The sequence below is a fragment of the Desulfogranum japonicum DSM 18378 genome, assembly GCF_000429945.1.
GTDB lineage: Bacteria > Desulfobacterota > Desulfobulbia > Desulfobulbales > Desulfobulbaceae > Desulfogranum > Desulfogranum japonicum.
Window position 1 is genome coordinate 1 of the sequence record NZ_AUCV01000041.1, and the last position, 12,717, is coordinate 12,717.

General features: G+C 45.4%; 7 protein-coding genes and 1 pseudogene. 2 read left to right on the forward strand and 6 right to left on the reverse strand.

Annotation, left to right across the window (positions count from 1 at the left end; translation table 11 throughout):
• A pseudogene (locus G493_RS34035) lies at positions 1-196 on the forward strand (IS1634 family transposase); the annotation flags it as partial.
• A 205-nt stretch (positions 197-401) separates the two neighbouring features.
• Here the strand turns inward: G493_RS34035 and G493_RS0116955 are convergent.
• From G493_RS0116955 to G493_RS0116980, 6 genes are all read right to left on the reverse strand, one after another.
• Positions 402-1,304: an NAD(+) kinase gene (locus tag G493_RS0116955; protein WP_028581365.1), complete on the reverse strand. Its 903-nt coding sequence runs from the start codon at positions 1,302-1,304 to the stop codon at positions 402-404.
• Between the two features lie 559 nt (positions 1,305-1,863).
• On the reverse strand, positions 1,864-3,312 hold the full coding sequence (gene gltA / locus G493_RS0116960) for an NADPH-dependent glutamate synthase (RefSeq protein ID WP_051309418.1): 1,449 nt from the start codon (positions 3,310-3,312) through the stop codon (positions 1,864-1,866).
• Positions 3,313-3,324: 12 nt separating this feature from the next.
• Positions 3,325-5,817, reverse strand: coding sequence for a sulfide/dihydroorotate dehydrogenase-like FAD/NAD-binding protein (locus G493_RS32410; protein ID WP_051309419.1), 2,493 nt, complete (start codon positions 5,815-5,817; stop codon positions 3,325-3,327).
• 33 nt (positions 5,818-5,850) lie between these two features.
• Positions 5,851-7,707, reverse strand: a complete 1,857-nt coding sequence (gene nuoF / locus G493_RS0116970; protein WP_084813625.1) for an NADH-quinone oxidoreductase subunit NuoF — start codon at positions 7,705-7,707, stop codon at positions 5,851-5,853.
• Complete coding sequence (gene nuoE / locus G493_RS0116975; RefSeq protein ID WP_051309421.1) at positions 7,704-8,168, reverse strand: NADH-quinone oxidoreductase subunit NuoE; 465 nt, start codon at positions 8,166-8,168, stop codon at positions 7,704-7,706. The genes nuoF and nuoE overlap by 4 nt, the downstream gene beginning before the upstream one ends.
• A 204-nt stretch (positions 8,169-8,372) precedes the next feature.
• Positions 8,373-9,848 carry an aldehyde dehydrogenase family protein gene (locus G493_RS0116980; RefSeq protein WP_028581369.1) on the reverse strand — a complete coding sequence of 492 codons (1,476 nt, stop codon included), beginning with the start codon at positions 9,846-9,848 and terminating at the stop codon, positions 8,373-8,375.
• A 340-nt stretch (positions 9,849-10,188) separates the two neighbouring features.
• On the opposite strand from G493_RS0116980, the gene G493_RS0116985 reads away from it, so the two are divergent.
• A complete protein-coding gene (locus G493_RS0116985) occupies positions 10,189-12,192 on the forward strand; it encodes a sigma-54-dependent Fis family transcriptional regulator (RefSeq protein ID WP_028581370.1) in 2,004 nt (667 codons plus the stop codon).
• Positions 12,193-12,717: the final 525 nt, after the last annotated feature.

The window sequence follows — 12,717 nt, forward strand, 5'->3', positions numbered from 1 at the left end:
AGGTATTGTGAGTAACTGGGCAAGCATACGTCAGATTCTTTCTACCCAGTGCAGAATGACAATTTCAATGAAGTGTAAGAACGGTAGTACAGTGCACGTGAGAAAAAGTAGCCGCCCGGATGCATCCCAACAGGAAATTTTGTCAGCTCTTGGAGTGCAAAATCTACCAGGTAAGCAGGTGAAGACAACAATATGAATAAAAAGTAACTGCTCACAGAATAAGAAAAAAAGTAGTGCCATAACGGCACATGCTGAACCGGTAAATATCTGTATTTACGATAAATTGTGATCCAGCGTCACGAACTTGGGCTAAGATCAACCCTCAACTTATACGTTTCAACACTCATTTTGGGAGGTAAACGACCAGAGCAAACACTAATTACACACGCAATACTAGACGGTTAGCAAAGTTGCACACCTTTATTTTTGCCCAAGCGGCTTCCCCATCCGAGTTTGGACCTGCAGATTTCGTAATAGGAATAATCCTCCAAATGCAATAGTCTAAATTTACGTGATATTTTTTTAATTTCCAATTCATCTCCCTGCAGCATTTCCAGGCAGGACTGGGAATCGTAGCTCACCTGAAGGACCATTTCGTTATCATTTCCTGCACGTATACAGATTCTGGAATCTCCATCAATTACCAGTGGACGGCTAGTCAGGGTATGTGGAAACATTGGCACCAAAACCATTGCATTCAGTCCGGGATGAATAAGAGGTCCGCCGGCAGAAAGTGCATAGGCGGTTGAGCCTGTAGGGGTAGAAACGATGAGGCCATCTGATCGTTGGTTATAAACAAACTCACCGTCTATACTCAGCTCAAACTCCATCATGTGTAAAGACAAACCTGAACGTAAGACAATATCGTTTATGGCAACGGCATGTTGCAACCACTTTCCTTTCCTTTTTATTCTTCCTTTCAAGAGGCAACGTTGTTCTTCAATGCATTTTCCAGCCAAGATATTCAACAATACTGATTTTGTTTTTTCCGGTGCCACGTCTGTCAGGAAACCAAGGCGACCGCTGTTGACACCCAAAAGGGGAATGTCAAATTGTAACATGTCTCTCGCGACGCCTAGGAGCGTTCCGTCTCCACCTATAACAATGACCAAATCTGCGAATTCACCTATTACCCTGCGTGGTGCAAATGTCGCACATTTATTGGTGCAATAATTGCGAAAAGTATCTTCAATCATAAAGGCAATATGGGCCTCTTCTAAACAAGTTGCTACCCTGTTAAGAATAGGGAACACGCCTTTTCGTTCTACACAACCAAGGATACCTATATGAGAAAAAGCCAGCATACATTCACCGTATAATATTTCCAGGGCACATTATTGATCTATCTGAAATTATTTAAAAAAGTAGGGTCGCGGAAAATAATAAATATCCGAAAATTGCGTAGGATATCGGTTTGGTAACGTCGTCGCGTCAATGGTTTCATACTGGCCGTATTAAACCATTGACGCGACGACGTTACCGAGTTGAGAGACAAGCAAGATTGGATAATGTATTTTTTCCGTGACCCTTAGTCACGCTCATCGGTTAATATGCGAAGGAATAGGATAGCAATGTCCTCCCATATCAACCGATAAATAAAAAAGCTGCTTTGGCAAGTCTTGAGTGTAAGGCGAAACGTCACAGGTAACTCATCACAGGATCTGTATCTTCTGGGTTTCATTCACCTCTGAACTGTAACTGATCACAGGCGCTTCATATTTGGACAAGTGATTTTTTGCAGGTAAGAGCAGACTCCTTAGCCTATCTATGCGTGAAATCGCGATCGTTCAAAGAGATAAGCGACCTACGGGGACGTCGTGGAGTGTCTGTGATCAGTTACAAGCACAGGAATCTCTGTTTCACCTACATGCCCATGGTTTCACCTATCAGGAATTTATGAATGGCATTGGCCGCAATCTTTGCCTGCCCCATAGCACTGATAACCGTAGCCGCTCCTGAAACAATATCTCCGGCGGCAAAGACCCCAGGTTTGGATGTCAGCATGGTGGTTTCATCCGTCAAGATAGTTCCCCATTTGCTCGTTTGAATATCAGGGGTTGTCTGTGGAATCAGTGGGTTTGGCTTGTTACCAATTGCTATAATTACCGTATCAGCAGGTATGGTGAACTCACTTCCCTGAACTGGAACCGGCCGTCTCCTTCCAGATGTATCCGGTTCCCCGAGCTCCATGCGAAGGCATTCAACCCCGGTAACCTGATGACGCTCATTGGTCACAATGCGGATGGGATTGGTAAGGAGATGAAAGACAATTCCTTCCTCGGAGGCGTGATGTATTTCTTCATCACGGGCAGGCATTTCCTCACGACTTCTACGATAAATAATGGTGGAGTCAGCTCCCAGGCGAAGCGCTGTTCTTGCTGCATCCATGGCAACATTACCTCCACCCACTGTCACTGCCCGGTGCGGTATTACGGGGGATGTTGCAAAGCGTGGAAATTCAACGGCACGCATAAGATTTGCCCGCGTAAGGAATTCATTGGCGGAAAAAACACCTATTGCGTTTTCTCCTTCAATGCCGAGAAAAGAGGGAAGCCCTGCCCCTGTTCCAATAAATACTGCATCGAATCCCTGTTTCATCAGTTGATCGACAGTTTCACTCTTACCTATTACATAATCGGTATGAATGCTCACCCCCTGATTCTTCAACATATTGATTTCATATTGAACTATTTCTTTCGGAAGACGAAATTGGGGTATACCGTACATCAGTACACCACCTGCCAAATGCAATGCCTCATACATTACTACTTCATGGCCACGGTTACTCAGTTCTCCGGCCACAGTGATTCCTGCCGGACCTGCACCAACAACTGCAATCCGTTTACCTGTATGGGAACACGAGGGCTGCTTCTGTATATTATTGTGTTTTCGCGCATAATCGGCAGCAAAACGTTCCAGCCTGCCAATGGCCACAGGTTCCCCTTTCTTCCCAAGAATACAACGCGATTCGCATTGAATTTCCTGTGGACATACTCGCCCGCAAACTGCAGGAAGTGCAGTGTATTTTTTCAGCGTATTCTGGGCATCAAGAAATTTTCCTGCTGCAATTTCTCTGATAAATTCCGGAATCTGTATGTTCACCGGACAGCCTTCAACACAACCTGGTTTTTTACATTGAATACAACGTGAAGCCTCGAGTATGGCAACCTCCTCGCTATATCCTTTGGGAACCTCTTCGAAATTGGCCCGCCGCCTTCGAGGATCCTGCTCCGGCATAGGTTGCCGTGGAATTTTAATTCTTTGTTTTCCTGTACGCTTTTTTTCAAGTATGGGTTTCGTTTTGCTTTGCATAGTTATTTCCTCTCAATCTCCCATTTTAAGGGTAGATGTGGGCAAGCATGAAGTGAGATGTATTCCCTGGGGCAATGCTTGAATTTCTTGGGGCGCATAAGCGTTCCTGCGTAAGGTTAGTTCCTCCCAGTCAACCTTGTGCCCGTCAAAAAAAGGACCATCAACACAGGCGAACTGTGTTTGGTTGGCTATGGAAACCCTACACGCCCCACACATACCTGTGCCATCAACCATAATGGGATTTAAAGCCACTAGAGTAGGAATATCAAAGGTCTTGGTCAAATCAGAAACCTGCTGCATCATAAATGTACAGCCGATGATAATACATTGATTAATGTGCTCTTTTTCCGTCACACTGGAAACACCTTCCTGGATGCCACCGTGCATCCCCCCACTGCCGTCTTTTGTGGCAATGAGTAATTCATCACAGACCTCGGCCAGTTCCTGTTGCCAATAGAGCAGGTGGGATGATGCTGCCTCAATCATACATATTACCCTGTTTCCCGCCTCATGAAGGATTCTGGCCAGGGGAAAGATGGCTCCAATGCCATAACATCCTCCGCCAAGAAAGATGGTTCCTTTTTCCTGAATGGATAATGGTAGCCCAAGAGGACCGCTGACATGTGCAAGTTGGTCTCCTGCAGTCAGCGAAGTTAACTCTCTGCTGGAACGCCCTACTTCTTCAATGATCAACGAAATGGTTCCGGCATTGGCATCCCAATCCGCTAAGGTAAAAGGAGAACGTTCTGATGTTTCTTTGGCCATGAGAATTACAAATTGACCTGGGAGAGCAAAACGTGCCACCTGAGGTGCTTCAATGATTAACAAGTGCATGTTGGGGGCGATTTCTTTTTTCTCCAGAAGCGCAAAGCCGTTGCAGATTTCATCTTCTGCTTCATCTACAAGTGTTGTTGGAAGTTCAAAGGCTTTAAGCCCTGGAACAAAATCTGCGACAAGGTGACCTCTGAAGCGTATAGGGATATCTCTGCAGTTATTACGTGGCTCTCTCTCGAATTTTTCCGGAGCAGGGTCATCTTGAATCAGAGAGGTAATGGTTTCCGCACGGTCAAAATCAAACCCGTTCAACCCCAGGACTTTAGCTATAAGACAAATAATCATCCATTCTGGCCGTGCTCCTCCCGGCAATATGCTTGACTTGGAAAGAGTGCGAATTTTTCCCGACGAAGTTTTGAATGTACCGTCAACTTCACTGAGTATAGCAGATGGAAGGACTATGGTCGCCAATTGAGAGGCCATCGATTCAAGACAGTCGATGACCAGTGAAAATTCGACATTTTTAAGGATTTGCGGGCTTACCAGTGGTCCATTGGTAATGAGAGCTTGAACCTTGCCCTGCTGCACTGAATCGGACAATTCTTTGATTTTAGGTGTCTCACAGTCAGCTTCAAAAGGTAAAACAATCAAATGCCCCTGCAGGGCTGTTGCAAGCCGGTCGTATATAAAACGCTCTTCCCTAGTGGTGGTAGCGCTGATAACAACAACCACCGTGCCCCGTCTCGCTATCAAGCCTTTGCCAACAGACTGCAGCGCATCATCCCAACTCATGGGGATTTGATCACCGTCCTCCCTTACTAAAGGTCTAGTCAGACGTTTCGTGGAGTTGACGATCTGTGCCGCACCAAAACGTCCCAGGGCGCACAGGCGATCCTCTGCTTCGAAGCCGGGCATGGTATAGGCTAGAAGTTTTCCTCCTTTATTTTCAGCCTTAACAGAACATCCATTCGGGCAGAGTATGCAGGCAGAAACACTTTCATGTTCTGGTTTTCCTTGCCATCGGGCATACCTGTCCATAAGTGTCCCTGTTGGGCAAATGTCGATACAAGCCCCACAGAAGTTACACCCCGATTCAAGGTGGCTTTTATCAAAAGCTGTACTTATTTTTGACCATTTCCCGCGATTGATGATGCTGATAGCGGGTTCTCCATGGATCTTTTCACATATACGCCAACACCGACCACAGAGGACACAGAGATTGTAATCTCGGTCCATAAAGGGATCATCTCTCTCCAGTTTATAGGCAGAATACATGACAGGGAGTTTCAATTCCTGCCTTTCGGAGGTCAGCACCATTTCCCGCAGGTCGCATTCTTCCCTGTTTGCACAGAAGCCACAGCGGGTTGATCTGCCAGCTTTTGTTGCTTGTGGTCGATGTGTTTCACAGGGCTCGCGATGGGGACAGGCAAAACAACTGTTCGGATGCCCTGAAAACAGCAATTCCAAAGTGCAGTTTCGCAGGTCCGTTAAACGTTTGGTGCGAGTGGACACCTGCATCCCCTGAGTGGCCGGGGTCGTACAGGATGTGGGAAAACCTCGAACCCCTTCTATTTCGACAACGCACATTCTGCATGCCCCGTAGGGAGAAAGATCTTTGTGGTCGCAGATAGTCGGGATGGAAATACCTGCTTCACGGGCAGCCTGAAAAACTGTTGCCCCTTGTTCAACCTCAACTTCCTGCCCGTCTATGCTCAATTTGATAGTACTCATGTAATCTCCTTGATAAATTGCTGGTAACGTCACTTATATGACCAGTACCGCCTCAAATTTGCATGCCTGCCGACAGGAACCACATCGGATACACATCTGTTTATCAATATAGTGCGACTCTTTTCTGGCTCCGTGTATAGCATTCACCGGACATGCGAGCACGCAGGCTCCACAACCCGTGCATTGATCCACATCAATGGTGAAGTCGATCAAGTCCCTGCAAACTCCCGCAGGACATTTTTTATCCGTAATGTGCGCCAGATATTCCTCTTCATAGTATTTGAGCGTCGTTAATACCGGATTGGCTGCTGTCTGCCCTAAGCCACAAAGCGATCCATTACGCATGGTAGCTCCAATTTGGCGTAATTTCTCGAGATCGCTAGGCTCGCCACGCCCTTCTGTAATATCGGTAAGAATTTTCAGCAGATGTTGCGTTCCCATACGACAGGGGGCACATTTTCCGCATGACTCGTTTTCTGTGAATGTAAGAAAGTAGCGTGCCATATCGACCATGCATGACTCTTCATCAATAACAATCATGCCTCCGGACCCCATAATCGAACCCACTTCAGCCAGGTGTTCATAATCCACGGGGGATTCGATAAACGAATCTGGGATACAACCTCCTGAAGGCCCTCCAGTCTGTACGGCCTTGAGTTTCTTTCCTTCAGGAACACCACCGCCAATTTCTTCAATGATAGTGCGCAACGACGTACCGAGAGGAACTTCTATCAATCCGGTTCGGTTGATTTTCCCGGCAAGGGCAAATGTCTTTGTTCCACGGCTTTTTTCCGTACCGTATCCCGCATACCATGCTGCTCCTCTTTCCATAATCGCAGATACTGCCGCTAACGTTTCCACGTTATTTATGTTTGTGGGCTTTCCAAAAAGTCCTGAGACGGCTGGAAATGGAGGTTTAGGTTTTGGCATTGCCCGTTTGCCTTCGATGGATTGCATGAGGGATGTTTCTTCACCACAGACAAAGGCACCCGCGCCCTTCTTGATATGTATTTCAAAAGAGAAACCGGAACCCATGATGTTTTGCCCCAATAGACCGTGTTCGTGCATCTGGGCGATGGCACCTGTTAATCGATTGACGGCTAGAGGATATTCAGCCCTGCAATATACATAGCCGGTGTTTGCACCAATGGCATACCCTGCAATCACCAACCCTTCAAGCACGGCATGGGGATCGCCTTCCAGTACGGAACGGTCCATAAAAGCGCCGGGATCCCCCTCATCAGCATTGCATATGACATATTTTTTTTCGTCTGCTACATTGCGAGCAAAAGCCCATTTAATTCCTGTCGGAAATCCTGCTCCTCCTCTGCCACGAAGCCCGGATTCTTTGATTTCTTCAATGACCTGATCTTGTGTAAGGGTTACCGCTCGGGCCAAACCGTTATACCCTCCGCGGGCTATATAATGATTGACGTTGGTCGGGTCTATTATTCCGCAGTTACGCAAAACAATACGCACCTGCGGCTTGCTGAAGGGCAATTCTGAAAACTCAGGTAATTCCCCGTTAAATTCAGACGTTACAACTGCCAGGGCCAATGGTTTATGTATTTGGTTATTTATCAGATGGGATTCAACCAGATGGGAAACGTCTTTTGGGGTTACGCCCTGATACAATACTCTTTGTCCGTCTGTACCTCTCAGTTCGACAAGTACCTCGGCGTAACATAGGCCCATACAGCCGACTTCGTATAAATCTGTTTGATTTAGTAGATTATTCGTTATCAATTCTTTTTTAAACGCCCGCAATACCTCCTGGGATCCTGCAGCCCTGCCGCAGGTAGCGGAGCCTACCAAAACACGGCGCCGATCATATTGTTCAAATTGTCGCCATTCCTCTTTTGCCGTTTGTTGAATCGATGCAAAACTCATTCTTTTCCCTCGATGAGTTTACGAGTTGCAGTGCCGGTCATTCGACCAAACACTTTATCGTCAACAACCATTACCGGTGCCAGAGCACACGATCCGAAACATGCTACCCGTTCCACGCTGAACGACCCGTCTTCACTTGTCTGGCCGGGTTGTACACCTGTACTTTTTTCCACCGCTTCCAGAATACGGTCACTCCCGCGGACATGACAGGCTGTACCGTCACATACCCGGATATGATGTCTACCCGGCGGAATGAAACGAATTTGCGAATAGAAGGTCGCGACTCCATACACATCATTTTCCGAAAGATGCAGATGGTCGGCCACTGCTTTAACTGTTTCTGGAGAAAGACAATGAAAACTTTCTTGCATTTTCTGTAACAGGGGAATGAGATTTTCCCTTTCCCTGTCATAAGCAGCAAGCAGGGATGGGAGTAGAGACATTGGGAGGATCTCAGACATATGGTACTCCTTTGGATTGTATGAGTAATATATATGTATTCATGCTTAAGTCGTGTAATGGAACCCTCGTAGAACCTATAAAGCTCTTTTGCCTGGGATGACGCAGACTCTAGGAGTCTGCGTCAGAAGCAGAGAGGACATCAAGCAAGAGGGGTCTGGGAGAGTGTCCGATGCAATACTAATGTGCAACGAACAAACAGGTTGTCAGTACAGACCGAATTTATCTTCACTCAAGCTCATGAAGATATTTTTCATCTGGGTATAATGGTCTAGTATGACTTTGTGGGTTTCACGACCGATGCCGGATTTTTTGTATCCGCCGAAAGGTGCATGCGCAGGAAGAAGATTATAACTGTTTATCCACATCCTTCCAGTTTCAACGCCATTGGCGACTCGAAATGCGCGGTTGATGTCCTTCGTCCAAACAGCACCGCCAAGACCAAATTCGCTGTCATTTGCCATGTCGATGACTTCCTGTTCGTCTTTGAATTTTATAGCTACTGCAACAGGGCCAAAAATCTCTTCCTGGGCCACGCGCATCTTGTTATTGACATCAACTAAAAGGGTGGGTTGCATAAAATACCCTTTTTCAAGTCCGTTCGAGGAGATACGTTCACCACCGCAGGCCACCTTGGCGCCCTCTCCCTCACCGATCTTCACATAAGAAAGAACTTGTTCTATTTGTGTCTTGTCGACCAGTGCACCCATTACCGTGTCTTCCTGCCAAGGCATTCCAACTTTGACTTCATTAAAGGCTTTGCATGTTGCAGTGATAAATTTATCGTAGATATCCTCGTGAACAAACACGCGTGACCCCGCACAGCAGACCTGTCCCTGATTGAACAAAATGCCCATTTGTACGCCCTCGATGGCTTTTTCCCATGGAGCATCTGGGAAAAAGATATTTGCTGATTTACCACCGAGTTCCAGAGTGGCTGGTATAAGTTTTCCTGCGGCAGCATCTGCAATTTGATACCCAATATCGGTGGAACCTGTGAAAGCGAGTTTGCTGAAACCGTTATGTTCAAGCATGAATTGACCTGACTGTGAACCACGGCCGGTAACTACATTAACCACACCTGGAGGCAGAACCTGATTGAGTAGTTTCGCAAGCTCAAGCAGGCTTAAAGATGTCGTACTGGAAGGCTTGATGACCGTGCAGCAACCTGCCGCGAGAACAGGCGCTATTTTCCATGCCGCCATGGTAAAAGGAAAGTTCCAGGGAATGATTTGACCTACTACTCCGATAGGTTCGCGGAGAATTATGCTTAATGTCTGGTCATCTAGCATTACAGCTTTCCCTTCTTCGGTTCGTATTGCCGAGGCAAAGTAACGAAAATGATCTGAACTCAAAGGGATATCGACATTTTTCGTTTCCCGGATAGGTTTACCGTTATCCAGGGATTCGATCATAGCTAATCTGTCAAGATTGGCATCGATAAGATCGGCAATTTTCAACAGCATGGCTGAACGTTCTTGAGGGCTGACTTTTTTCCAGGAGTCAAACGCTTTCCAGGCAGCTTTAACTGCAAAATCAACGTCTTGTTCGGTAGCATCCGGGAATTCGGCTAAAACTTCACCGTTTCCGGGACAATAGGCCTTGCAGGTATTTCCATTTCCAGCGTCTATCCATTCACCACCTATCAGCATTTTATAACTGGAATCCATAGGTCTTGGCATGTTCATTGTCTTTTCCTCAATTTGGTTTACGTGAAACTACTTGGGTCTATTAAAAAAACAAACGGATTAGCCTCCGATTACCGTCTATTAACAAAGTACATGCCATTGCCTTCAAATAACTCAACGCATGAAAATACAAACAATATTTCAAGCAGTTATAGAGTGTTGTTTTTTCTTCTTGCCTTGGACGACGTTATATTTATATAAATATAACGATTGGACTGTTTCAGGAGTGTCCGGAACTGTCCCAACTCTTAGAGCATACCTGTAACATGTGTAGGACATTACCGGCCATAAGGTTGCGGGATGAAATTTTTTACTGTTGAGCGGAGACGTCTATATGACAGAACAAACAGAAAGGCATTCCCAATGTACTTATTCTGCGTGGGAAACATTTTTGATGAACGGAGAGATCGAAGGCCTCAATGTCAGAAAAGAAATACTTGAATCCTGGAAGCGATGTAGAGAACTTAAGGTCGATCCCTATTGTGGCAGGAGTACCAAAATGCTTGCTACCAGTAAATTTGAAGCACTGCGGGAGAAAAGGAAAATACTGATTGATGTGGCACGACCATTTATGGATAAATTGTACCAGTTTGTCTCCTGTTCGGGCTTTGTCGTTCTCTTAAGTAATGAAGAAGGATATCTTTTGGCCACCATTGGCGCTAATCAGATCCTTCGCAAGGACTATGACCTGAACCTCAGGCCGGGAGCTTTGTGGATGGAAAGAGAAGTGGGGACGAACAGTATCGGTACTGTATTAATATTGAAAAGACCGTTCCAGATTTCAGGTACTGAGCACTATTGTTGTAAACATCACTCTCTTACCTGTTCCGGTGCCCCGATCCGAGATGATCGCGGAAAAATAATTGGTATTCTCGAAATGTCAGGCCCTGTGCAAAGAACACATTTACATACGTTGGGTATGGTGGTGGCAGCGGTTGAAGCCATTGAACAGCAACTGCGGGTGGGGCAAAAAAACAGGAAACTCAGTCTGCTTAACAACAGTCTTAATAATATCTTCATGACGGTTTCAGACGGTGTTATTGTGGTTGATATTAAAGGACAAATACAACAGATTAATCCGGTTGCAGAAAAAATGTTTACCGCCAAAGTTCAGTCCCTTAAAAATAACAATATAGCTCTCTATCTTGATTGTTGGGAAAAGATCTACCAAAAAATGGTAAACGAAAAGGAGTGTAGCAATATCGATGCACTTGTATCTACAAACAATGGGGTAATGGCGTGTGTCGTCACCGCAAAACCGATTTATGATAACAACGATGATCTGACCGGAGGAGTTCTTTTTCTTAATCCTCTTCATACCATTAAAAAACTGGTTAACCAATATAGTGGTTCACATGCGACTTTTACCTTTGAAAATATTATTGGAAAGGGAGACGTTATTCAAAAGGCCGTTAAAATGAGCCGCCTGGTAGCCAGAAATGAAAGTAATGTTTTATTGTGTGGAGAAAGTGGGACAGGAAAAGAGATGTTTGCCCAAGCTATTCACAATAAAAGTCTTCGCCGTAATGGTCCGTTTATAGCAATTAATTGTGGAGCTATACCAAGAGAACTTATAGGGAGTGAATTGTTTGGCTATGTTGAAGGAGCTTTTACCGGAGCACGGAAGAAAGGGCGTCCTGGAAAATTTGAACTGGCCTCGGGCGGGACTATTTTTCTTGATGAAATCGGTGACATGCCGCTTGAACAGCAAGTAGCATTACTCAGAGTACTGCAGGAAAAAAGTATCACCCGCATAGGGAGCGACAAGGTCGTAGTTGTGGATGCCAGAATAATCTGTGCGACTAATAAAGATCTCAAATTAGAGGTCAGCAAAGGAAATTTTCGTCAAGATTTATACTATAGGCTTAACGTGATCTCCATCGTTTTACCTCCGTTGAGGATGCATAGGGAGGATATACCGTTAATGTTGGATGTGTTTTTGGCTAAGACATGTAGGGAAATCGGTAGTAAAACGACTGGGGTATCCCCATTGGTTGTAGAGCACCTCCTACAGTACGATTGGCCTGGAAATGTCAGGGAGTTTCAAAATGTTGTGGAACGAATGGTTAATATATCTGCGGGAGAGAAGATCGGGCTGGACCATTTACCAGAAGAAATATTCGACCAACGATTCCCTTCTATTGAACAGGACCATGGGCAGCAGGTTCCTGATATTTTGAGTGAAAGAAAAAAAATCAAAGAGTTGCTGGCAGTGAAAGAACGGGATGAAATTCTTCGAAGAATACATGAAAATCAAGGCAATATCAGCAAAGTGGCAAGAGACATGGGGATTTCAAGAAGTTCTGTCTATCGTAAAATTAAGAAGGTTATCGAGTAAGGATACTGTGTGAGTGAGGAACGAACCACGATCTTATCCGTGGTTGGACAAACTCCTCTCCTTAAGGCCATATATATTATTCAGGTATGTTTAGATTGCGCTGCCAGGGCAAAATGAGGTGGGCAGGTGATAGTGGACACTTTCTTTAGACAGCCTCTTTGCGTTGTATATATTTTTCAGAAGCAGCAAGGTAACTGATCACAGGCACTCCACGAAGTTTCCCTCTAGGCGCCACCTCTTTGAACGATCGCAATTTCAAACATATATAGACTAACTTATTCTGCGCTTACCTGCATAAAGTCTCGTTTGTCCAAAGATGCCCCCTGTGGTCAGTTGCAAATACATTGGAATTTCCCCCCTAGATTAAGAGCTGCTTCACAGTAGAGTAGCCAAGATCGGTGACGAGCTTTACGGCCTCTCCATTACATTCTTTGTGGAGTTACGTCTTCTGCGTTTGCTCACAGGTTACCTCCTCAAGAATTCATATTTCACTCTTAAGAAAGTGTACATCATTGTCCAACCACA

Coding starts and splice junctions, on each gene's coding strand:
- G493_RS0116980 (WP_028581369.1), bottom strand. CDS start 9,848: ATGCCAAGACCTATGGATTCCAGTTATAAAATGCTGATAGGTGGTGAA.
- nuoF (WP_084813625.1), bottom strand. CDS start 7,707: ATGAGTTTTGCATCGATTCAACAAACGGCAAAAGAGGAATGGCGACAA.
- G493_RS32410 (WP_051309419.1), bottom strand. CDS start 5,817: ATGAGTACTATCAAATTGAGCATAGACGGGCAGGAAGTTGAGGTTGAA.
- G493_RS0116955 (WP_028581365.1), bottom strand. CDS start 1,304: ATGCTGGCTTTTTCTCATATAGGTATCCTTGGTTGTGTAGAACGAAAA.
- nuoE (WP_051309421.1), bottom strand. CDS start 8,168: ATGTCTGAGATCCTCCCAATGTCTCTACTCCCATCCCTGCTTGCTGCT.
- G493_RS0116985 (WP_028581370.1), top strand. CDS start 10,189: ATGACAGAACAAACAGAAAGGCATTCCCAATGTACTTATTCTGCGTGG.
- gltA (WP_051309418.1), bottom strand. CDS start 3,312: ATGCAAAGCAAAACGAAACCCATACTTGAAAAAAAGCGTACAGGAAAA.